At 48.3% G+C, this 20,373-nt stretch carries 25 protein-coding genes and 1 other annotated feature; of the genes, 21 read left to right on the top strand and 4 right to left on the bottom strand.

Annotated elements, in window-relative coordinates:
* The first annotated feature begins 18 nt into the window (after positions 1-18).
* Positions 19-375: a folylpolyglutamate synthase/dihydrofolate synthase family protein gene (locus HMPREF3093_RS00430; RefSeq protein ID WP_070755093.1), complete on the top strand. Its 357-nt coding sequence runs from the start codon at positions 19-21 to the stop codon at positions 373-375.
* 96 nt (positions 376-471) lie between these two features.
* Here the strand turns inward: HMPREF3093_RS00430 and HMPREF3093_RS00425 are convergent, their stop codons facing one another.
* Both HMPREF3093_RS00425 and radC read right to left on the bottom strand, forming a co-directional pair.
* Positions 472-675 carry a cold-shock protein gene (locus HMPREF3093_RS00425; protein WP_023391935.1) on the bottom strand — a complete coding sequence of 68 codons (204 nt, stop codon included), beginning with the start codon at positions 673-675 and terminating at the stop codon, positions 472-474.
* A 211-nt stretch (positions 676-886) separates the two neighbouring features.
* A complete protein-coding gene (radC, locus tag HMPREF3093_RS00420; protein WP_023391936.1) occupies positions 887-1,582 on the bottom strand; it encodes a RadC family protein in 696 nt (231 codons plus the stop codon).
* 185 nt (positions 1,583-1,767) lie between these two features.
* On the opposite strand from radC, the gene HMPREF3093_RS00415 reads away from it, so the two are divergent.
* The 20 genes from HMPREF3093_RS00415 to queA all read left to right on the top strand — a co-directional run bounded on the left by HMPREF3093_RS00415 (position 1,768) and on the right by queA (position 19,700).
* A complete protein-coding gene (locus HMPREF3093_RS00415) occupies positions 1,768-2,790 on the top strand; it encodes a rod shape-determining protein (RefSeq protein WP_035364217.1) in 1,023 nt (340 codons plus the stop codon).
* 22 nt (positions 2,791-2,812) lie between these two features.
* Positions 2,813-3,649: a rod shape-determining protein MreC gene (gene mreC / locus HMPREF3093_RS00410; RefSeq protein WP_023391938.1), complete on the top strand. Its 837-nt coding sequence runs from the start codon at positions 2,813-2,815 to the stop codon at positions 3,647-3,649.
* A 2-nt stretch (positions 3,650-3,651) separates the two neighbouring features.
* A complete protein-coding gene (mreD, locus tag HMPREF3093_RS00405; protein ID WP_070755092.1) occupies positions 3,652-4,194 on the top strand; it encodes a rod shape-determining protein MreD in 543 nt (180 codons plus the stop codon).
* A gap of 118 nt (positions 4,195-4,312) precedes the next feature.
* Positions 4,313-4,756: a MarR family winged helix-turn-helix transcriptional regulator gene (locus HMPREF3093_RS00400; RefSeq protein WP_070755091.1), complete on the top strand. Its 444-nt coding sequence runs from the start codon at positions 4,313-4,315 to the stop codon at positions 4,754-4,756.
* Positions 4,753-5,484 (top strand): ABC transporter ATP-binding protein, encoded by a 732-nt coding sequence (locus HMPREF3093_RS00395; protein WP_070755090.1) that lies wholly within the window; start codon positions 4,753-4,755, stop codon positions 5,482-5,484. The genes HMPREF3093_RS00400 and HMPREF3093_RS00395 overlap by 4 nt, the downstream gene beginning before the upstream one ends.
* Entirely contained in the window at positions 5,477-6,994 is a 1,518-nt protein-coding gene (locus HMPREF3093_RS00390) for an ABC transporter permease/substrate-binding protein (protein ID WP_070755089.1), read from the top strand. The genes HMPREF3093_RS00395 and HMPREF3093_RS00390 overlap by 8 nt, the downstream gene beginning before the upstream one ends.
* A gap of 107 nt (positions 6,995-7,101) precedes the next feature.
* Positions 7,102-7,173, top strand: a sequence feature (ribosomal protein L21 leader region).
* 36 nt (positions 7,174-7,209) lie between these two features.
* Positions 7,210-7,518, top strand: coding sequence for a 50S ribosomal protein L21 (rplU, locus tag HMPREF3093_RS00385; RefSeq protein WP_023391944.1), 309 nt, complete (start codon positions 7,210-7,212; stop codon positions 7,516-7,518).
* Between the two features lie 5 nt (positions 7,519-7,523).
* Complete coding sequence (locus HMPREF3093_RS00380; protein ID WP_023391945.1) at positions 7,524-7,868, top strand: ribosomal-processing cysteine protease Prp; 345 nt, start codon at positions 7,524-7,526, stop codon at positions 7,866-7,868.
* Between the two features lie 13 nt (positions 7,869-7,881).
* Positions 7,882-8,172, top strand: a complete 291-nt coding sequence (rpmA, locus tag HMPREF3093_RS00375; RefSeq protein ID WP_070755088.1) for a 50S ribosomal protein L27 — start codon at positions 7,882-7,884, stop codon at positions 8,170-8,172.
* Between the two features lie 160 nt (positions 8,173-8,332).
* Entirely contained in the window at positions 8,333-9,604 is a 1,272-nt protein-coding gene (locus HMPREF3093_RS00370; RefSeq protein WP_070755087.1) for an FtsW/RodA/SpoVE family cell cycle protein, read from the top strand.
* Positions 9,594-9,977, top strand: coding sequence for a YlbG family protein (locus HMPREF3093_RS00365; RefSeq protein WP_070755086.1), 384 nt, complete (start codon positions 9,594-9,596; stop codon positions 9,975-9,977). The genes HMPREF3093_RS00370 and HMPREF3093_RS00365 overlap by 11 nt, the downstream gene beginning before the upstream one ends.
* Positions 9,974-10,540 carry a 16S rRNA (guanine(966)-N(2))-methyltransferase RsmD gene (gene rsmD / locus HMPREF3093_RS00360; protein WP_070755085.1) on the top strand — a complete coding sequence of 189 codons (567 nt, stop codon included), beginning with the start codon at positions 9,974-9,976 and terminating at the stop codon, positions 10,538-10,540. Before HMPREF3093_RS00365 ends, rsmD begins: the two co-directional genes overlap by 4 nt.
* A 12-nt stretch (positions 10,541-10,552) precedes the next feature.
* Positions 10,553-11,053 carry a pantetheine-phosphate adenylyltransferase gene (gene coaD, locus HMPREF3093_RS00355; protein ID WP_070755084.1) on the top strand — a complete coding sequence of 167 codons (501 nt, stop codon included), beginning with the start codon at positions 10,553-10,555 and terminating at the stop codon, positions 11,051-11,053.
* Positions 11,054-11,171: 118 nt separating this feature from the next.
* A complete protein-coding gene (locus HMPREF3093_RS00350) occupies positions 11,172-11,972 on the top strand; it encodes a TIGR00282 family metallophosphoesterase (RefSeq protein WP_070755083.1) in 801 nt (266 codons plus the stop codon).
* An 18-nt stretch (positions 11,973-11,990) separates the two neighbouring features.
* Positions 11,991-14,573, top strand: a complete 2,583-nt coding sequence (gene mutS, locus HMPREF3093_RS00345; protein WP_373880572.1) for a DNA mismatch repair protein MutS — start codon at positions 11,991-11,993, stop codon at positions 14,571-14,573.
* Positions 14,574-14,605: 32 nt separating this feature from the next.
* Positions 14,606-16,588: a DNA mismatch repair endonuclease MutL gene (gene mutL, locus HMPREF3093_RS00340; protein ID WP_070755081.1), complete on the top strand. Its 1,983-nt coding sequence runs from the start codon at positions 14,606-14,608 to the stop codon at positions 16,586-16,588.
* A complete protein-coding gene (gene msrB / locus HMPREF3093_RS00335; RefSeq protein WP_070755080.1) occupies positions 16,585-17,022 on the top strand; it encodes a peptide-methionine (R)-S-oxide reductase MsrB in 438 nt (145 codons plus the stop codon). Before mutL ends, msrB begins: the two co-directional genes overlap by 4 nt.
* Positions 17,023-17,027: 5 nt before the next feature.
* Positions 17,028-17,615: a Holliday junction branch migration protein RuvA gene (gene ruvA / locus HMPREF3093_RS00330; protein WP_070755079.1), complete on the top strand. Its 588-nt coding sequence runs from the start codon at positions 17,028-17,030 to the stop codon at positions 17,613-17,615.
* 13 nt (positions 17,616-17,628) lie between these two features.
* The gene (gene ruvB, locus HMPREF3093_RS00325) at positions 17,629-18,657 is read left to right on the top strand and encodes a Holliday junction branch migration DNA helicase RuvB (protein WP_070755078.1); all 1,029 of its coding nucleotides are present in this window, start codon (positions 17,629-17,631) and stop codon (positions 18,655-18,657) included.
* Positions 18,658-18,665: 8 nt separating this feature from the next.
* Complete coding sequence (gene queA / locus HMPREF3093_RS00320) at positions 18,666-19,700, top strand: tRNA preQ1(34) S-adenosylmethionine ribosyltransferase-isomerase QueA (RefSeq protein ID WP_070755077.1); 1,035 nt, start codon at positions 18,666-18,668, stop codon at positions 19,698-19,700.
* 79 nt (positions 19,701-19,779) lie between these two features.
* On the opposite strand, the gene HMPREF3093_RS00315 is transcribed toward queA, so the two are convergent.
* Positions 19,780-20,133 carry a winged helix-turn-helix transcriptional regulator gene (locus HMPREF3093_RS00315; RefSeq protein WP_070755076.1) on the bottom strand — a complete coding sequence of 118 codons (354 nt, stop codon included), beginning with the start codon at positions 20,131-20,133 and terminating at the stop codon, positions 19,780-19,782.
* 23 nt (positions 20,134-20,156) lie between these two features.
* Positions 20,157-20,309, bottom strand: a complete 153-nt coding sequence (locus HMPREF3093_RS09655) for a DUF4044 domain-containing protein (protein WP_143227627.1) — start codon at positions 20,307-20,309, stop codon at positions 20,157-20,159.
* Positions 20,310-20,373 lie beyond the last annotated feature (64 nt).

Below are 20,373 nucleotides of genomic sequence, written 5' to 3'. Positions count from 1 at the left end.
AGTCATGAGCCACTTATCTTGGTCGATGGCGCCCATAATAGTCAAGGCCTCCAAGCCTTGGATAAGTTTCTGACGCATGATTTGGCAGATTACCAGGTGACGGTAATTTTTGCTGGCCTCAAGCGCAAGGACCAGGCCAGTCATCTAACTTATCTGCACAAGTGGGCGGAAGAGGGGATGGCAGTCTATCTGTCGACCTTTGACTATCCTGGTGCCATGGCGCAAGCTGATTGGCAGGCGCAAACAGCTTTGCCTTTCTTAGACTGGCAGCCTAAGCTAGTGGACTATCAAGCAGGTCAGAAGCAAGCAAAAAATGCCTTGATTTTAACGGGATCCCTCTATTTTATCAGCCAGGTCAAGGAATTTTTTAGATAAATTATACATAAAATTAAATTACAAAAACCGGTACCGAAATTTGTCGAAAAAAATAAAGCGATGGAAGCTCCATCGCTTTTTGTATGCTTATTGGTGTTAAGCTAATTTTTCAACATTTGCTGCTTGAGGACCACGAGCGCCTTCTTCAACTTCGAAGTTAACAACTTGGCCTTCTTCTAAGGTTTTATAGCCTTCACCCAAAATCGCAGAAAAGTGAACGAATACATCGTTGCCGTTTTCGCGTTCGATAAAACCGAAGCCTTTTTCTGAGTTAAACCATTTTACCTTACCTTGCTCCATTATGCAATTCCTCCTTGTGCTGTCTCACAGTCTATATTATATTCTAGCCGTCGTTAGAAGGTGATAGGGACATCGCGATCTTACTAAACATAAAATATAACTTTATTATAGCACTCACTATACAAATTGCAAGCGTTATACTAAAAATAATTGGAAATACTATGCATATCTACTAATGATACTGACGCAACTTATTGGTTGTACAGACAATTTAGTGAAAGAGCTTAGTCGTTTCCCGCAAGCTAACATAGTCATCATGCCCAATAATAAAGTGGTCTAGCAGTTCAATGCCCATCAAATCACCACATTGAATCATGCGCTGGGTAAAGTGCAGGTCGGCTTGAGAAGGTTCAGGATCCCCAGAGGGATGGTTGTGGGCGATGATGAGGCGGGCAGTCGGATACTTGACGGCTTCCTTGAAGATTTCGCGGGGATGGGCTACACTGGCATTGACCGAGCCAATAAAGATGATTTGTTGACGAATGACTTGATTCTTGCTGTTTAGGAAGAGGGCCATGAGGTGCTCCTGCTGCATATCACATAGGGCATCGTGCAACCATTGGCCAGCAGCCTTAGTGGAGGTAAGGGTGCCTAGCTTAGGTGGTCGCTTCTGGGCAATGCGTTGGCCTAGTTCGATGCAGGCTTGAAGTTGGATGGCCTTGACGGGCCCGATGCCCTTAATGGCTTCAAACTGATCTAGACTGGCAGACTTGAGCTCGCTCAAGTCCCGAAAATGGGTCAGGACAGCCAGGGATAAGTCTAAGACTCTCAAGTCCTGACTGCCGGTTCCTAACAGAATGGCCAGCAATTCTTGGTTAGAGAGGGCCTTGGCGCCAAAGTTGACCAGCCGTTCCCTGGGTAGGCTATCGGGAGGTAGCTCTCTTAGGTAGCTGACAGTTTTTCTCATAAAAATCACTCCTCATATATATATAGACCAAAGGGGTGGCTTTCGCATTTTTTAAGGGCCAAGATTTTTAAGGCGGAGGCGTGTCAGGCAAATTTCAAATATTTCAACGGTCAAGAGTAGAATGAAGGGGGCTTTTTTGCTATAATGGATTGTAGCTATAATTTCTAGTGAAGGAGGACATCTTAATGGCTTTATTCGGCAAGCAACGCTTAGGGATTGACCTAGGGACCGCTAATACCATCATTTACATTGAGAATAAGGGCATTGCGTTAAGAGAACCTTCTATTATCGCAATCAATTCAGAAACCAAAGAAGTCGTGGCTTATGGCAAGGAAGCAGCGGCTTTAGTTGGGCGTACGTCCGACAAATATGAAACCATTCATCCCATCCAAGATGGCGTCATCGCAGACTTTTCCTTGACCAAACAACTCTTGGCTTTCTTCATCAAGAAGGCTCTCCACCGCAGTCTATCTAAGCCTGAGGTGGTTATCTCAGTACCTAGCAATATTTCCAAGGTTGAGCGCCGTGCCGTTGTGGACGCCCTCAAGGACCTAGGAATTGGCCGGGCCATGATTATTGATGAATCTTTCTCGGCAGCCGTAGGGGCAAATTTGCCGATTTATGAACCACGTGGCCATCTCCTAGTCGATATTGGCGCGGGGACTACCAATATTGCCTTGATTTCCTATGGCGAAGTGGTCAAATCCTTGACCTCACGCGCAGCAGGCAATGCTATGAACCAAGCCATTAAGGAATTAGTGCGGACCCATTACCACTTGGTGATTGGGGACCAGGCAGCTGAAGACTTGAAGCTGTCCATTGGCAATGCCGCCTATGCAGATTATGATAAAGAAGATACTCTGGTCGTCAAAGGCCGTAATTCGGGCACAGGTCTGCCTGACAGCAAGGAAGTAACCGCAGCTGTTGTGGCCCAAGGGCTTGACGAAGTCATTCGCCAAATAGCGACCGGCATCCGCCAGGTTCTAGAAGTGACGCCGCCTGAATTGGCTGCGGACATTAGCGAGAACGGTATCGTCTTGACCGGGGGCGCGGCCCTCTTGAAACGCCTGCCTGAACGCTTGCATGATAGCGTGGGCGTACCTGTTCATTTGAGTCAGCAACCTATTGATGCCGTGGCTATTGGTGCTGGCAAGATGCTTAAGACTATGACTGACCAAGCCAAAGAAAAAGAACGGAACGCGCGTTAGGCAGAAAAGGAGATATACTTGAATGTTAAATAATAAGAAATTAATCTGGATACTCCTGTCTGCCATCGCAGTAGTGTCCGTGGTCGCCTATACCATGATTAATGGGGCCAACAATGCGGTGACCAGTGCTATTAATGATGCGACCGCCTGGGGTGGCCGTCTCTTTTCTGAGCCGGTTTCCATGGTCGTGCGCTTCGTGGATTCAGTTGATAACTTGATTAACACCCATGAAGAAAACCAACACTTAAAAGAAAAAATCGACAAGATTTACGAACTCCAAGTACGGGTAGCCGACTTGGAAGCGGAGAACGGCAAGATGAAGCAAGAACTCAACTTGACCGAGTCCTTGTCCGAATATACGACCGTACATGCGACCGTTATTGCCCGGAATCCCGATCAATGGATGGAGAGTCTGGTCATTAACGTAGGGGCTAACGAAGGAATCCAGAAGAACATGTCGGTTATGTCAGGTAACGGCTTGATTGGCCGTATTATCGAAGTCAACCCAACCAGTTCTAAGGTCCTACTCCTGTCCAATGAACAATCCAATGACGGTAAGGTAGCCGCTAGCATTCAGATTAAGTCTGGTTCAGCCAACGGCATTATCTCGGGCTATGACCGCAAGACCAAGGAATACTTGATGACGCAAGTCGATCCAACGGTTTCAGTAGCTGCAGGGGACTTGGTTCAAACCTCAGGCTTAGGGGGCGTGACGCCATCTTCACTCTTAATCGGGGAAGTAACCGAAGCCAAGATGGATGACTATGGTCTCTTCCAAACGGTTCGGATTAAGCCAGCCGGTGAAATGACAGATATCCGCTTTGTGACGGTTATTAAGCGTCAGGGACGGAGTGAGTAAGTATGAAGGTTACTAGAGAACGCAAATTACGTTGGTTTATCCCGCTAGTCTTCTTCTTCTCCATTATCATCGATTCTGCCTTGCCAGCTATCTTCCCAGCTGAGTTTTTGGCTGATAGTCAGCGGATTGTCAGTCATCTTATGCTCTATTGGGTCATCACCTTTGCTTTCTATTTCCGTGAGCGTGAAGTCCTCCTCTATAGCCTCTTGTTTGGGGTGGTTGCAGATAGCTATAACACGACCATCATTGGGATTTTCGCCTTTGGCTATTGGTTCATCGCCTATTGTGTGACCCGAATTAAACGTTATCTGCCTAAGCGTGGGCTGGTGCATTTTATGCTCTTTATCGTCTTAATCAGTCTCTTGGATTTTGCCATCTTTGTTTTCTATCGGGAGACAGGCTATACCCAGGTGACCTTGAGTCGCTTTATTATGGAGAACCTGGTACCGACCTTGATTTTCAATACGGTTCTATCCTTTGTCCTCTATTTCCCAACCCGGTCTATTCTGACTTGGTTAGGTTACGAGAATTACTATATCGTTTAAAACTGACTCCGCGCTTAGCGCGGAGTTTTTTGATGGGTGGATATAGTCAAATGTTTTGACTAAGTTTGAAATTATATGCTAAGCTAGTCATAAGGTAAATTGAAGGAGGAAGGTGACCATGACACAATCACTAATTGATCGCCGCTATATACGGCTCTGGGACCAACAAGTGTGTCTCTTTGAATGCTATGCCCGCCGGGTGGGCCTCCAAGGTAAGAGTCTGGTCATCTTGCTCTGGCTCTATCACTCGCCAAATGGCTGCTCTCAAGGCTATCTGGCCGAGAAGACCCAGTCCACCAAACAGGTAGTCCACGCTACTATTAAGAGCTGGCTAGCCAAGGGCTATGTCAGCCTATGTTCAAACACAAAAGACAAGCGGCAGAAGAAGGTGTGCCTGACGCCAGAGGGTTTGGCCTTTGCTGAGCCTATTATCAGCCGCCTACATGCCATGGAGCAAGCAGCTATGGCGGATTTTTCGGAGCAAGAATTGGACCAGCTAGTCGCCTTAAGCTCACGCTATGCAATCGCCTTAGAGGCTCAAATGAAGGAGATGACCTTATGATAAGATTTGAAGCAGTAAGTAAAGATTTTGACGGGGCGCGCGCCCTGGATAATTTGACTTTTGAGATAGAAGCAGGGGAGTTTTTCATCTTAGTTGGTAAAAGTGGGAGTGGCAAGACCACCACGCTTAAGATGATTAACCGCCTGATTGAGCCGAGTCAGGGCAAAATCTATCGGAATAATCAAGCCATTAAAGACCTTGACCTTAGAAGCTTGCGCCTGGATACGGGTTATGTCCTCCAGCAGGGGGCGCTCTTTCCAAATTTAACGGTGGAAGAGAATATCGAACTCATCCCTGAAATGAAAAAATGGCCCAAGGCCAAGCGCCAGCAAGCCGTCCAGGACTTAATGACTAAGGTAGGCTTGGCGCCAGATAAATATAAGGGCCGTTATCCAAGTCAACTGTCAGGTGGGGAACAGCAGCGGGTAGGGATCCTGCGAGCTATCATCTCTCAGCCTCAATTATTGTTAATGGATGAACCTTTTAGTGCCTTAGACCCCGTTTCTAAGACCCAGCTCCAGGATTTAATCAAGCAATTGCACCAAGAATTAGGCCTGACGATCGTTTTCGTCACCCATGATATGCAGGAAGCTCTTAAATTAGGGGACCGGATTTGCGTCATGCACGAAGGGCAGATTCTTCAAATGGCGGATCCTGCCACTATCCTAGCAGAACCAGCTAATGAGACAGTCGCCCAATTCTTTAAGGGAGGTGAGCAGCATGCATAACTTAGTAGAGGTCTTTATTAATCGTTTTGGCGATTGGCAGACGGCTATTTGGCAACATCTGCAAATATCTCTAGCAGCTCTCTTACTAGCCATTTTGATTGCTGTACCACTCTCCATTATTCTGGTTAACTATCGTCGTCTGGCGTCTTGGATGCTGCAGTTAACGGGGATTGTGCAGACTATTCCCTCACTGGCAATCTTGGGCTTATTGATTCCCTTTATTGGGATTGGAACCCTGCCGGCCATTGTGACCCTGGTGGTTTACGGGCTCTTTCCAATTGTGCAAAATACCATCACTGCCTTCTGGGAGTTGGACCCTCAATTGGAAGAGGCAGCAACAGCCTTTGGTATGACGCGCTGGGAAAAACTAGGTAAGTATCAGCTTGCTCTGGCCATGCCGGTCATGATGTCTGGCATTCGGACGGCCGCCGTCATGATTATTGGGACTGCGACTTTAGCGGCCTTGATTGGGGCGGGAGGCTTGGGTAGCCTCATTCTCTTAGGGATTGACCGCAATGATTCCGCCTTAATCTTGATAGGGGCCATTAGCTCGGCATTCTTGGCAGTCGTCATTAGCTTAATTCTGGGAGGGCTGACAAAGCGGCGTCCTAAGACCTTGCTTTTAAGCTTCTTAACAACAGCGATCTTAGTGGTGGCAAGCTTTGCCCAACCTTATTTGCTGCCAATGGGTAACAACAAGCTAATTATTGCAGGTAAATTAGGGGCTGAACCGGATATCTTGATTCATCTCTATAAGGAGTTAATTGAACAGGATAGCCACCTGCAAGTCGAAGTTAAGCCAAACTTTGGTAAGACCTCCTTCCTCTATGAAGCCCTAAAGGCTGGCAGTATCGATATCTATCCTGAATTCTCCGGGACCATTACAGCTTCGTTGCTAACCAATCCACCGAAGGTGGCCAATGACCAGGAAGCCGTCTACGAGGCGGCGCGGGATGGCATATACCAACAGGATAAGTTGATTTATCTCAAGCCTATGGCCTACCAAAATACCTATGCCATTGCGGTCAAAGAAGCCTATGCTATGGAGCATGGCTTAGAGACCATATCGGACTTGAAGAAGGTAGAATCGACAGCTCGCACTGGTTTTTCCTTAGAGTTTAATGACCGTCCTGATGGTAAAAAAGGGCTAGAGTCCCTCTATGGTCTAAATCTTAACATTCAAACCATGGAACCGGCCTTACGTTATCAGGCGCTAGAACTGGATAAACTTGATATTATCGAAGTTTATTCGACGGATAGTCAGATTATCAAATATGGCCTCAAACTCCTACAAGATGACAAACACCTCTTCCCACCTTACCAAGGGGCGCCACTCTTACGGGAGGAAACCCTCAAGCAACATCCTGAGTTAGAGGGCATCCTCAACAAGCTCCATAAGAAGATTACGGCTACCGAGATGGCTACCATGAACTATCAAGTTGACGTGGAAGGCAAATCAGCCAAGGAAGTGGCCCATGACTTCTTGTTGCGCCAAGGCCTACTTAAGTAGGGGGAAAAACTAGAAGATGTGGACTTGGACTTTTCTAAGAAGTCACTTCTAGCAGTTGACTTTGCTAGTGAGATGGTCTATAATATGACTGTTGTTTATGTGTAGCACCACATCTGCAACCGCGCAAGTTGAGTCTAAGTGCCATTTGGCCACTTAACATGGCGAGTCTAAGTGCAGGGGATCAACCCCGAAAGAAAAATAAAGGAGGTGCTTGAATGTACGCAATTATCAAAACAGGCGGAAAGCAAGTAAAAGTAGAAGTAGGTCAAACAATCTTCGTTGAAAAACTCAACGCAGAAGCAGGCGAAACTGTTACCTTTGACCAAGTAGTCTTAGTAGGTGGCGAATCAACTAAAGTTGGGACTCCATTAGTAGAAGGCGCTTCTGTAGTGGCTAAAGTTGAAAAACAAGGCCGTGCTAAGAAAGTCGTGACTTTCAAATACAAACGTCGTAAAGACACTCACCGCAAACAAGGTCACCGTCAACCTTACACTAAATTAGTTGTTGAAGCGATCAACGCTTAATTCTTATGATTAAGATCAAAGGCCAAGTGGATACCAAAGGTGCTATCCGTCAACTGGAACTGTCCGGTCATGCCGGTGCAGGGGAGTATGGCGAGGATATTGTCTGTGCGGCAGTATCAAGCCAGGTTATCTCAGTAGAGAATTCACTTGAACGATTAGTCGGGCTGCCCTACGATGTCCAAGTCGATGAGGTAGCAGGTGGCTACTTGAAGCTGACGGTTCCGGCTTGCTCTAACAAGCAACAGGAGCATGATGCGCAAGTCTTATTGCGTCATTTAGTGTATGCTTTGGAGGTCCTGGCTGACAATTATCCAGAGTTTATACACTTGAAGATTAACCAAGCAAAATAGGAGGTGCTCGAGAATGTTGAAATTAAACTTACAATTATTCGCCCACAAAAAAGGGGGGGGTTCGACTTCTAACGGTCGTGACTCTCGTGCAAAACGTTTAGGTGCTAAAGCAGCTGACGGCCAAACCATCACTGGTGGTTCTATCTTATACCGTCAACGCGGTACTAAAATCCACCCAGGGGTAAACGTTGGTAAAGGTGGCGACGACACATTGTTCGCATTAGTGGACGGCGTGGTACGTTTCGAACGTAAAGGTCGCGACAAGAAACAAGTTTCTGTCTACCCAGTAGCAGTTGAAGCTTAATAATGAGAGAGGTTAGGACTGAGTCCTAGCCTCTTTTTGTTTTTACCATGGGTAAAATCTGGCTCTATGCCCATTTGCCGGCCTTTTGAGTAGCTATGGGTTTCTTCATGCTCAGTCCTATGGTATAATATGTGTACTATGTAGGGAGGCCTATCACAGCATGCAAAAAGCAAAGCATCCGAATCATGCCAAGCAGTCAGGACAGCACTTCTTGGCCCAGATTCGCTATAACTTCAGCCGTATGGATTGGTGGATACTCTTGATTGTCGGTCTATTGAGTGTCTATAGCCTGATTATGGTCTATAGTTCAACACAATATTTATTGGAGAATGGGGCAACAGTGCCCACGCCACTACACTATCTAAGCCGGCAAATGTTTGGGATTGGCTTAGGGCTAGCGGTATCGGCAGTGGCCATTTGCCTGCCTTATCGCCTCTATATTGAGCCTTTCTGGCTCTTTGTCGCCAACGGCCTTATCGCCTTCTTAATCTTACTGACGCGTTTTATCGGGGTCTCTGGTGGTGGAGCCAGAAGTTGGCTCAGCTTTATGGGTCTCAACTTCCAACCAGGTGAGTTGGCCAAGATTGGTTTGATTCTCTTGATGGGGATTCTTTGTGTCAAGTCAAGACGTGAAGTGCTACTAACTAAAGAACGTTGGTTTGCCAACATGGACTATGAATCCGTCATTTCCATCGGTTTGATGCTCTTGGATTTAGTCCTTATTTTTGCCCAGCCTGATATGGGGATGTTTATGATTATTTCAGCCACTTTATTGTTGGTGGCCTTAGCCTTAATCATGAATAGCAAAACCCAAAAAGGCGTCTTATTAGCACTTGCATTAGTAGGTGTCGGGCTTATCACCTGGATTTATACCAATGCGGATAAGCTGGCGACCAGTGACCATTATCAATTACGGCGTTTTGGTTCCTTTGTTAACCCCTTTAAGTATGCCAAGGCAGCGGGTTACCAATTAGTTAACGCCTATATTGCTATCAGCCGTGGTGGCCTCTTTGGCCGAGGGATAGGGCATTCCCTGACCAAACAAGAAGGTTTGCCAGCAGGTCATACGGACTATATTTTGGCGGTGATTGGGGAAGAGTCAGGCCTAGTGGGCCTGGTCGTGGTAGTCTTACTACTATCGGCCTTGATTTTCCTCTGCTTCCGTTGGGCAGCCAAGAGTCAAGATACCTTCCGTCGCGCCGTCTTCACCGGGGTTGGCTGTCTGCTCTTAGTTCAATCAAGCCTCAATATCGGTGGGGTATCCGGCTTGGTGCCTCTGACCGGGGTTACCTTACCCTTTGTCTCCTATGGGGGGACCAGTATGGTCTTGACCATGATGTTGGTCGGGGTCTTACAAGTCATGATTATTGAAGAAAAGCGAGTCATAGAAGCACAAGCCTCGCAAGTAAAGGAGGACTATCATGGAATTTAAGATGGTCAAGCGTAAAGAGCTTATTGTCTGGCTCTATTCCTTGAAACAAGTCAAGAATATTCGAAAATACGGTCATGTCCACTATATTAGTGATCGGCTACGTTATGTGGTGCTCTACGTCAATGCCAACCAAGTAGACCAAGTGACCCAACAACTCAATCGCCTACACTTCGTGCGTAAGGTGGAAGGGTCCATGCGCGATGACATCGACATGACCTTCAAGGACGCCATTCCTAACCGTAAGGATCCAGACCTCAAACCAGAGAGCGAGAAGGGCAACTTGGCCGGCCAACACAAGGATAATTTCTTATCTGATTTGGCCTCTTCACTCGACAAGAATGAATCGGTCGCTGAGAGTGGGGCGCCAGCATGAGAGTAGTCGCAGGACGTTATGGCAGCCGTCCACTTAAGCCTGTTCCAGGCCTCAACACGCGGCCGACTACCGACAAAATTAAGGAAGCCATCTTCTCATCTTTGGGTGGCTTTTTTGATGGTGGCCTTTGCCTGGATTTCTATGGGGGCAGCGGGGCTCTGGCTATTGAAGCTGTTTCTCGCGGCATGGACCGCGCGGTCATGACCGAAAAGTACCGTCCGGCCTTACAGACCATAGAGCAAAACATCGTCATGACCAAGGAAGAAGACCGCTTCACAGTTTTGGCAGGGGACAATCGCAAGAGCCTTCAAAGCCTAAAAGTCTCTCAAGCTGACTTGGTCTTCGACCTGGTCTTATTAGATCCACCCTATGCCAAACAGAAACTGGTAGAAGACATTGAATGGCTGCAAGCCCAAGGCTTAATCGGTCCTGAGACGACTCTGGTTTGCGAGACCGATGATGTGACGGACTTGCCAGCGGTCATTGCCGGCTATCAACGCTATCAACACAAACGCTATGGCCAAACCCAGATTCATTTCTACGGGATGTCAGAAGCGGATTAAGGAGGAAGGCTTATGGCCGATAGACAAGAAACCGTGGCTCTCTTTGCAGGGAGTTTTGATCCTATTACCTTGGGACATGTGGATTTGATTGAACGGGCCAGCCGGCTTTTCAACCGTCTCTATGTAGTGGTGGGAGTCAATGCCCTCAAACAGCCACTCTTCAGCTTAGAAGAGCGCTTGGCTCATTTGCAGGCTTGCTTGGGTCATTTACCTAATGTGTCAATCCAGGTGCTAGAAGGCCAGCTCATGGCCGACCTAGCCAAAGAACTTGGGGCCACTTGCCTAGTTCGCGGTCTGCGCCATTCAGGGGATTATGTCTATGAATTACCCATTGCTCAAGCCAATCGGGGCCTCAATCCTGACCTGGAGACCATTTTCCTGCAAGCCCAGCCAGCCTATCAGCACATTAGCTCTAGCCTGGTCAAGGAGATTGCCAGCTATGGTGGCGATTTGACCAGTTTGGTGCCAGCTAACCTCATTGGTTCGCTCCAGTCTAAATATCAAAGTAAATAAGCGACTGAATCTAAGGATTCAGCGCTTTTTTTAATGGGGAAGCTAACGCCTTTTTCCTTTATTTTAGGGCTAAGGATTGGTAAAATAAAAGAGATGTCAAAAGAGAAAGAGGGAGACCATGAAGCTATTATTTGTTGGCGATATTGTGGGCACTGCAGGTATGGAGGCCTTAACTAGCTATCTGCCTTATCTTAAGCAGACTCACCGGCCCCAAGTAACCATCGTCAATGCAGAGAATGCCGCCGATGGCCGAGGCTTGACTGAGAAACTCTATAAGCAAATTCTAAGCCTAGGCGTAGAAGCCATTACCTTGGGCAACCATTCCTTTGATAACCGGGACCTCTATAACTTCATAGAAGGAGCCAAGCCTTTGGTGCGTCCTGCTAATTTGCCGGCCACAACGCCTGGCAAGGGTATCCACTATGTGCGCTATAACCAATATCAAGTGGCGGTCATTAATGTCCTAGGTACTGTCTTTATGAATCCGGTCACCAGTCCCTTTCTCATGATTGATGAACTAGTAGATCAGGCCCGTAAGCAAACACCTTTTATCTTTGTAGATTGCCATGCGGAAGCGACTAGCGAGAAGTTGGCCCTGGCCCATTATTTAGATGGCCGTGTGTCGGCTGTCGTCGGAACCCATACCCATGTTCAAACCAATGATGCCAAGGTCTTGGCAGGCGGAACTGCTAGTCTGACTGACGTGGGCATGACAGGAGCCCAAGACAGTATTCTGGGCTTTGCGGCTAAGGAAGTCATTCAGCGCTTCACCAGCCAGTTGCCAACGCGCCTAGTTCAAGAAAGCAAGGGGCCATTGGTGCTCAGTGCCTGCTTGATTGATTTAGATGATAAGACAGGGCTTGCCAAGTCCATTGTGCCGATTCAGGTGACCCAGGAGTCTCTAAGCAAATACTATTAAGAAGGGAGGATGCCCTCCGTGACTGCAGAAGCTAAAATGACGCCCATGATGGCGCAATATCATGAAATTAAAGCCCAATATCCGGATGCCTTCCTTTTCTATCGTTTGGGGGACTTTTATGAGATGTTCTTCGACGATGCCCTTAAGGCTGCCAAGATACTGGAAATTACCCTGACCTCCCGCAATAAGAAGGCCGACAACCCCATCCCTATGTGTGGAGTCCCTTATCACTCAGCCAAAGATTATATCAAACGTCTGATTGAGTCAGGCAATAAGGTAGCCATCTGTGAGCAGGTGGAAGATCCAAAACTAACCAAGGGCATGGTCAAACGGGAAGTGGTTCAAGTCATTACGCCTGGGACCCTGATTGAAGAAGAAGCCCTTGAAGTCAAGGAGAATAACTACTTAGTGGCCTTACGTCAGGAAGGCCAGACCTTCTACCTGGCGGCCATTGATGTCTCTACTGGGGAAATTAAAGTCACCCAAACGCCAAGACAAGCCCAGCTCTTTAGTGAGCTCTATGCCCTCAAACCAAGTGAGATAGTAGTCGATAGCAGTCTGGATACCGAGCTCAAAGACCAAATTATCCAGCAATTGGCTATTTATCTGTCTAGCTTTGACCTAACCGACCAGATGGAGGTAGGGACCCAGTGGGTGCTAGACCAAGCCAGCTCTCAAGAAGCCAGCCTCTTGAATCTCCTGCTAGCTTATCTTTACAGCATTCAAAAACAAGCTCTAGGTCATTTGCAGCCTGTTGTCCGTTATGCCTTAGCTGACTATCTGCAGATGAATCATTTTGCTAAAAGTCAGTTGGAATTAACCAAGTCTCTGAGAACAGGGCGTAAGAAGGGCAGTCTGCTCTGGTTGATTGATCATACCAAGACGGCCATGGGTGGCCGCATGCTGCATCAGTGGCTAGAAAAGCCCCTGATTGACGAAGGCCTTTTGCGTCAGCGTCACCAACAGGTGGCCCAACTCATGTCGGCCTATTTTGAACGTTTAGACCTGATTGCCGCCTTTGAAACTGTCTATGACTTGGAGCGTCTTGTGACGCGGATTAGTCTGGGGACTGCCAATGCTCGTGACGTGGACCATTTGCGCCAATCCCTTGGCCAGATTCCGCATATTAATCGGATTTTAGACGGACTCAATGCTAGCCAGAATCAGGTGCTCTTTGAGCGCTTGCCGGACTTTCAGGAGCTCTATCAGCTCATTGACACAGTTTTAGCGGATGAACCACCAATATCAGTGACCGAAGGCAATATCATTCGGCCGGGCTACCATGAGGAATTGGACCAATACCGGGATGCCTTAGCTAATGGCCACCAATGGTTGGCAGAATTACAACAACGTGAACGTGAGAGAACGGGGCTGAAAACCCTCAAAGTTGGCTACAACAAGGTTTTTGGCTACTATATTGAAATGAGCCGCCTTCAATCAGCTAACTTTGATGATCCGCGCTATATCCGCAAGCAAACCCTCAGTAATGCGGAGCGGTTTATTACGGAGGAACTCAAGCAACTTGAGACCACCATCCTGGGTGCCCAAGAAAAGGCCACCCAGTTAGAATACCAGCTCTTCACCGAGCTACGCCAAGCCATTGCGGCTTTTACAGGCCAGTTACAGACCTTGGCTAGCCAGATTGCCAGCCTAGATGTCTTGGCTAACTTTGCCAGTCTAAGTGAGCGGGAAGATTACTGTCAGCCAGAATTGGTGGCAGAAGCCAAGCATTTCCAACTGGAGGCTAGCCGCCATCCAGCCTTAGAAAAATTAATCGGTAAGGCTGCTTTTGTGCCTAATGACTTTGTCCTCTTACCAGACCAGCCTCTGCTGCTTTTAACAGGTCCTAACATGTCAGGGAAGAGTACCTATATGCGACAGATTGCCTTCTGCGTCATTCTCAACCAGATTGGTTGTTTTGTGCCAGCCAAGTCGGCCAAGCTGCCAATTGTCGATAAGATTTTCACCCGGATAGGGGCTTCTGATGATATTTCTAGTGGTCAGTCGACCTTCATGGTGGAAATGATGGAAACCAATGTGGCCCTGCGCGAAGCGACCCCACGATCGCTCCTGCTCTTCGACGAAATCGGGCGGGGGACTGCCACCTTCGATGGCATGGCCCTTGCCGAAGCCATTCTTTATTACCTGGCTCAAGAAGTGCAAGCAGCCACCGTCTTCTCCACCCACTACCATGAATTGACTGATTTATCGACTAAATTACCAGTCTTACGCAATATTCATGTGGGTGCCACCGAGCAAAAGGGCCAAGTGGTCTTCCTACATAAGATTTTGGAAGGGGCTGCCGACAAGAGTTATGGGATTCACGTCGCCAAACTAGCAGGCCTGCCACAATCTCTATTGGTTCAAAGCCAGGAAGTCTTGCAGGAATTGGAGTCTAACAGCCAATGGCTGAGACGCCAAGAACCAGAAAGTGACGGCCAGCTTTCGCTCTTCGACCTGCCGGCGACTAAGCCTTCGCCTAAGGTTTTGAGAGAAGACCAGGAGCGAGTGCTCAAGCAATTGGCTGATTTGGACATTAACCAATTAACACCACTTCAGGCCCTAGAAGGCCTAGCAGCCATGCAAGATCAATTAAAGTAATTTTCTAAGAAGTTATTGAAAGGAGGGATTTCATGGGCAAGATTCAACAAATGCCAGAAGCCTTAGCCAACCAGATAGCGGCCGGTGAAGTCGTAGAACGTCCCGCTTCGGTCGTTAAGGAGTTAGTGGAGAATGCCATTGACGCAGGCGCCCAGACCATTCGGGTGGAGCTACGAGAAGCGGGAATTCAGCAGGTTAAGGTTATTGACGATGGGGAAGGCATGGATGCTGAAGATTTGGTCAAGGCTTTTCTGCCTCACGCCACCAGTAAGCTCTATGATGTCCATGACCTCTTTCAAATCAAATCACTGGGTTTCCGGGGTGAAGCCCTAGCCAGTATTGGGTCTGTCGCCAAGGTCCGGGTAGAATCCATGCAAGCCGGAGCTAAAGCCGGTCACTATATTGAGATTGCCGGCTCTCAGGTGCAAGCCCAGGGCATGACCAGTGCCCGCAAGGGAACGACCTTGACCGTAGATAGTCTCTTCTATAACACGCCAGCCCGTCTTAAGCATTTGAGTAGTCTGAAGACGGAGCTCAAGCATAGCTTGAACTTTATTCAGGATATTGCCATGGCCTATCCCGACATTCGCTTCCATTTGGTAAATGACGGCCAAACCATCTTCCAGTCCTTCGGAACTGGGGACTTGCGCCAGACTATAGCCAATGTCTATCAACCGGCGCTAGCTCGTCAGCTCATAGCCTTAGAGGCGGAGAATCTGGACTTCAAGATTCGAGGCTATATCTCGCCACCTCAGTTGACCCGGACTTCTAAGCATTATATCCACTGGATGATTAATGGCCGGGCCGTTCGTTCCTATGCTTTGACAGAGCTCTTGCTACGAGCCTATGGCCGCCAACTCATGATTGGCCGCTATCCTTTGGCCGTTATTGCAATTGAGTTAGATCCTCGTCTAGTAGATGTGAATGTCCATCCAACTAAGCAAACCGTTCGGCTCAGCAAGGAAAACGAACTAGGTCAATTGCTGACTCAGGCGGTGGTGGACAGTCTAGCCAGCCTCAATCCTGTGCCAAATGCCCAGGTTCAAGAACTGGCAGGTGGCCGACTCTTCCATCAAACAAATCAAGCCAGCCCTCAAGGTCCTCTAGCAAGCCAAGTCATGCCTTTAGATTTGGATGGGAAGGGGAATGAGCCGACATTTGACTCGGCTTATGACGGATACGATGACTTAAAGACTAGCCAAGCAAGCCAACCAAGTCAGCCAGCCCAATCAGCACCAATCAGTCAGGTGGCTGAAAGTCTAGCCCCTGATTGGCAAGATAGCCAAGTGGCGCAAGCCAGCAAGCTAGAGGAATCAGAGCCTAGTCCTATTCAGCCAGTTCAAGCGGCACCAGAGGAGTCTCATAAGGAGACCCAAGCTCAGCCTAGTGGCGGTCAGGACTTACGTCCATCCTTTGGTCACTTACGCTATGTCGGCCAGATTCATGGCACTTATTTGATTGCGGAAAGTCCAGAAGGCTTCTACCTGATTGACCAACATGCGGCTCAAGAGCGAATTCGCTATGAGGCCTTTATGAAGCAGGAAATGGATACCAAGACCCAGCAAACCCTCTTGTTACCTTATCTCTTCCACTTTAGCCCAGCTGAGCTAGCAGGATTAGACCAAGTCTTACCAAGATTGGAAGAACTGGGCATTGTCTTAGAAGCCTTTGGTCCTAAGACCTATCAATTAGCCTCTTATCCAACTTGGCTAGAAGCCCATGAAGTAGAACAGACGGTGCGGGATCTGACCGAACGCTTGGTCAAACAACCAGATTTAAGCATTAACCAAATCAAGGAAGCCGCCTTGATTATGCAGTCCTGTCGGGGCGCCATTAAGGCCAACCACTACCTAGACGACAGTCAGGCTAGCTACCTCATTCAGGCCCTGGACGGTTTGGATGATCCTTTCCACTGTCCCCATGGCCGGCCAGTCTTTGTCCAAATTACCGACAAGACCCTGGAAAAACTATTCAAACGGATTCAAGATCCACACCAAGGAGGTCACCAATTATGAGTCAAGAACACTATCAAGAAGCCATCAAGGGCTTAAATGAAATCCAATACAAGGTTACCCAAGAAAATGCCACCGAACGTCCTTTTAGTGGCGAATACGATGATTTCTATGAGAAGGGCATCTACGTGGACATTGTGAGTGGGGAGCCTCTCTTCTCAAGTGCTGCCAAGTATGATGCGGGCTGTGGCTGGCCAGCTTTTTCTAAGCCAATCCAAGCCTCTGAAATTGTCGAAAAAGAAGATGCCTCTCTGGCCCGGGTGCGGACAGAAGTACGCTCTGCCAAGGCAGACTCCCATCTAGGCCATGTCTTTGGCGATGGGCCTAAGGAACTAGGGGGCTTACGCTACTGCATTAATTCAGCAGCCCTACGCTTCATCCCTTACGAAGAAATGGATGAGGCTGGCTATAGCGACTATAAACAATACGTGGAGTAAAACTAATGTATGAATTTATCCAAGGGGAGCTGGTCCAAATCCAGCCCCTTTATCTTGTAATTAGCGCAAATGGTGTGGGCTATCGCCTGCTCTGCGCCAATCCCTACCGTTGGCAGGGGGAATTGCACCAGCAAGTCCTCTGTCCGGTAGAATTAGTGGTCCGGGAAGACGCCATGACCCTCTATGGTTTCCGTGATCATCAGGAGAAGCAACTCTTCAATACCTTGCTTAAGGTATCGGGTATCGGACCCAAGAGTGCTTTATCGATCTTGGCCTTGGACGACCATGCGGGCTTAATTCAGGCCATTGATTCTGGGGATTCTACCTACCTGACCAAGTTCCCAGGAGTGGGCAAGAAGACCGCCCAACAAATGATCTTAGACCTAAGTGGTAATCTGGATTTCCAAGCGCATGCGCAGACGCAAGCATCGGCTCCAGTTAGCCAACAGCATTTAGAAGAAGCCTTAGAGGCCTTGGCTGGCTTAGGCTATTCGGCTAAGGAAATTAAGAAGGTTGAGAAGCCGCTGCAAGAAGCTGGCCTGACTTCCACTCAGGAAATGCTGAGTGCAGCCTTCAAGTTATTAAGAAAGTAGAGGAGGGGCGACCATGTCTCATGATGAACGTATGCTGTCGGGTAACTGGCAGCCGGAAGACGAGAGTAACTTACTCAGTCTACGGCCAAGTCGCCTGTCCGAATACATTGGTCAGTCCAAAATCAAAGACGAAATAGCCATCTATATCCAAGCTGCTAAGCAAAGGGAAGAGGCCCTGGACCATGTCTTGCTCTATGGGCCACCAGGTCTAGGTAAGACCACCATGGCCATGGTCATCGCCAATGAGATGGGGGTAGGGCTCCACACAACCAGTGGGCCTGCCATTGAGCGGTCGGGTGATTTATTGGCCTTGCTCAATGAATTAAGCCCAGGCGATATTCTCTTCATTGATGAAATCCACCGCCTACCTCGGGTCATCGAAGAAGTCCTCTATTCGGCCATGGAAGATTATTTTGTCGATATTATTATTGGCCAGGGACCTTCGGCCCATCCAGTCCACTTTGAGTTGCCTCCTTTTACCTTGATTGGGGCGACCACACGGGCAGGTTCCCTGTCCAAGCCTTTGCGGGACCGCTTCGGTATTGTCTCCCACATGCAATTTTATACGCCAGATGAATTGGCTCTGATTGTTGAACGATCCGCCGATGTCTTCGAGACGCGGATTGATTCTGAGGGGGCGCGGGAAATCTCCTTGCGTAGCCGGGGGACGCCACGTATTGCCAACCGTATTCTCAAACGGGTACGCGACTTTGCCCAAGTTAAGGGTCAGGGCGTGGTTGACTTAAGGATGGCTCAAACCGCTCTAGAAGTCCTGGAAATCGACCAATATGGCTTAGATGCTATCGACCGTAAGATTCTTAGCTGTCTGATTGAGTTTTATGGTGGCGGGCCAGTAGGGCTTAATACCTTGGCCGTCAATATTGGAGAGGATACCGAAACCCTGGAAGATATGTACGAACCTTACTTGGTGCAAAATGGCTTCATTCAGCGGACCCCGCGGGGGAGACAGGCGACTGCCTTGGCCTATGAGCACCTAGGCTATGCCTATTCCAACCCAGATGATAGAGAGAAAGTAGAGTAAAGCTAGAAATGTTAACAACCAAAGATTTTGATTATCACTTACCAGAGCGCCTTATCGCCCAAACGCCATTGGCGGATCGGGCAGCTTCGCGCTTATTGGTTTTAGACCGTCAAACGGGCCAAAAGCAAGATTTGCAATTTGATCAAATTATTAATTTTCTCAATCCAGGCGATGCCTTGGTGGTCAATGAGACCCGGGTTATTCCGGCCCGTCTTTTCGGTATCAAGCCGGAAACAGGCGGGCACTTGGAGGTCCTGCTGCTTAATAACACCCAGGGCAATCAATGGGAATGTTTGATTAAGCCAGCTCGCCGCGCCAAGACAGGGACCCAGATTGTCTTTGGCGAGGATGGCCGTTTGACAGCAACCGTCGTCTCTGAAGGGGACCATGGTGGTCGGATCATTGAATTTTCCTATGAGGGAGTCTTCCTAGAAATTCTAGAATCTCTAGGTCAAATGCCATTGCCACCTTATATTAAGGAACGCCTAGAGGATGCGGATCGCTACCAGACCGTCTATGCTAAGGAAAATGGTTCCGCGGCTGCTCCAACAGCAGGGCTTCACTTCACCGATGAATTGTTAGAGGCAATCAAGGCCAAGGGAGTGGAAATTATTCCCCTAGTCCTACATGTGGGTTTGGGCACCTTCCGTCCAGTCTCAGCCGATAGCATTGAAGATCATGAAATGCACGCAGAATACTATCAATTGAGCCAATCCTCAGCTGACGCTATCCAGGCCGTTCAGGCACGTGGCGGCAAGATTTTTGCAGTAGGGACTACCAGTGTCCGCACCCTGGAGACCATTGCCACTAAATTTGATGGTCAAGTTCGAGCAGATTCTGGCTGGACTCAGATTTTTATCTCGCCGGGCTTTGAATTTAAGGTAGTTGATCACTTGATTACCAACTTCCATTTGCCATGTTCGACCTTGGTTATGCTGGTATCAGCCTTCTATAATCGAGAGGCGGTCCTAGCAGCTTATGAACATGCGGTGGAGGCAGAGTACCGCTTCTTCAGCTTTGGCGATTCCATGTTAATTCTATAAAAATAAGCGTCTCCCCAAGGAGACGCTTTTATATTATGTTATGGCAAGCAAAAAAGGCTAGGACAAAAAAGTCCTAACCTTAGGAATGGTCACATTGTAAATGTTGGCTGCCCCAGTCCTTCATGGCGCTAATGATGGTCACTAGGCTCTGGCCGGTATCCGTCAGGCAGTAGGTGGAGCTCACTTGATTGGCTTGTGACTCCTTGTGGTTGATAATCAAGCCATTGGCTTCTAGAAGCGCCAATTGTTGCTTGAGCATCTTGGGGCTGGCGCCATCCAATTCCTTGTGGAGCTGGCCAAAGCGTTGGGGTCCCTGGCTGAGGATTTCAATGATGCGGGGTACCCATTTCTTGCCTAGGAGTAGGGCCAAGGCTTCGCTGGCACATTCCGTCTTAATTTCAGAATCTGGCGTATAGTAGACTACTTGCGACATGGCGACCTCCTTACAAGATAGAATTAGCGGTTAATGAATGACAGGATGACTGAGCCGACAAGGGTGCCGACCATCAAGAGGACCATGAGAATAGCTGTAACGCGGACTAGTAGGTCCATCTTGCTTTTTTTCTTTTTAGGGGCGGACGGGTAGTTCCGCTCATGCAATGACGACATTGGGACGCCTCCTTTTGTAATTTCAGCCCTAATTTTACCCCAAAGACTGGTGACTTTCAATCAC

It is taken from the genome of Abiotrophia sp. HMSC24B09, assembly GCF_001815865.1.
Classification (GTDB): Bacteria; Bacillota; Bacilli; order Lactobacillales; family Aerococcaceae; genus Abiotrophia.
This window is presented reverse-complemented; position numbering and strand designations above follow the sequence as displayed.

What these genes read in the sequence shown, in the direction of transcription:
- HMPREF3093_RS00315 (WP_070755076.1), bottom strand. Translation starts at nt 20,133, where the DNA reads ATGTCGCAAGTAGTCTACTATACGCCAGATTCTGAAATTAAGACGGAA.
- HMPREF3093_RS00390 (WP_070755089.1), top strand. Translation starts at nt 5,477, where the DNA reads ATGCATAACTTAGTAGAGGTCTTTATTAATCGTTTTGGCGATTGGCAG.
- rplU (WP_023391944.1), top strand. Translation starts at nt 7,210, where the DNA reads ATGTACGCAATTATCAAAACAGGCGGAAAGCAAGTAAAAGTAGAAGTA.
- HMPREF3093_RS00395 (WP_070755090.1), top strand. Translation starts at nt 4,753, where the DNA reads ATGATAAGATTTGAAGCAGTAAGTAAAGATTTTGACGGGGCGCGCGCC.
- msrB (WP_070755080.1), top strand. Translation starts at nt 16,585, where the DNA reads ATGAGTCAAGAACACTATCAAGAAGCCATCAAGGGCTTAAATGAAATC.
- HMPREF3093_RS00400 (WP_070755091.1), top strand. Translation starts at nt 4,313, where the DNA reads ATGACACAATCACTAATTGATCGCCGCTATATACGGCTCTGGGACCAA.
- ruvB (WP_070755078.1), top strand. Translation starts at nt 17,629, where the DNA reads ATGTCTCATGATGAACGTATGCTGTCGGGTAACTGGCAGCCGGAAGAC.
- HMPREF3093_RS09655 (WP_143227627.1), bottom strand. Translation starts at nt 20,309, where the DNA reads ATGTCGTCATTGCATGAGCGGAACTACCCGTCCGCCCCTAAAAAGAAA.
- radC (WP_023391936.1), bottom strand. Translation starts at nt 1,582, where the DNA reads ATGAGAAAAACTGTCAGCTACCTAAGAGAGCTACCTCCCGATAGCCTA.
- HMPREF3093_RS00365 (WP_070755086.1), top strand. Translation starts at nt 9,594, where the DNA reads ATGGAATTTAAGATGGTCAAGCGTAAAGAGCTTATTGTCTGGCTCTAT.
- ruvA (WP_070755079.1), top strand. Translation starts at nt 17,028, where the DNA reads ATGTATGAATTTATCCAAGGGGAGCTGGTCCAAATCCAGCCCCTTTAT.
- rpmA (WP_070755088.1), top strand. Translation starts at nt 7,882, where the DNA reads ATGTTGAAATTAAACTTACAATTATTCGCCCACAAAAAAGGGGGGGGT.
- HMPREF3093_RS00415 (WP_035364217.1), top strand. Translation starts at nt 1,768, where the DNA reads ATGGCTTTATTCGGCAAGCAACGCTTAGGGATTGACCTAGGGACCGCT.
- HMPREF3093_RS00425 (WP_023391935.1), bottom strand. Translation starts at nt 675, where the DNA reads ATGGAGCAAGGTAAGGTAAAATGGTTTAACTCAGAAAAAGGCTTCGGT.
- HMPREF3093_RS00350 (WP_070755083.1), top strand. Translation starts at nt 11,172, where the DNA reads ATGAAGCTATTATTTGTTGGCGATATTGTGGGCACTGCAGGTATGGAG.
- mreD (WP_070755092.1), top strand. Translation starts at nt 3,652, where the DNA reads ATGAAGGTTACTAGAGAACGCAAATTACGTTGGTTTATCCCGCTAGTC.
- HMPREF3093_RS00380 (WP_023391945.1), top strand. Translation starts at nt 7,524, where the DNA reads ATGATTAAGATCAAAGGCCAAGTGGATACCAAAGGTGCTATCCGTCAA.
- coaD (WP_070755084.1), top strand. Translation starts at nt 10,553, where the DNA reads ATGGCCGATAGACAAGAAACCGTGGCTCTCTTTGCAGGGAGTTTTGAT.
- HMPREF3093_RS00370 (WP_070755087.1), top strand. Translation starts at nt 8,333, where the DNA reads ATGCAAAAAGCAAAGCATCCGAATCATGCCAAGCAGTCAGGACAGCAC.
- mutL (WP_070755081.1), top strand. Translation starts at nt 14,606, where the DNA reads ATGGGCAAGATTCAACAAATGCCAGAAGCCTTAGCCAACCAGATAGCG.
- rsmD (WP_070755085.1), top strand. Translation starts at nt 9,974, where the DNA reads ATGAGAGTAGTCGCAGGACGTTATGGCAGCCGTCCACTTAAGCCTGTT.
- mreC (WP_023391938.1), top strand. Translation starts at nt 2,813, where the DNA reads ATGTTAAATAATAAGAAATTAATCTGGATACTCCTGTCTGCCATCGCA.
- queA (WP_070755077.1), top strand. Translation starts at nt 18,666, where the DNA reads ATGTTAACAACCAAAGATTTTGATTATCACTTACCAGAGCGCCTTATC.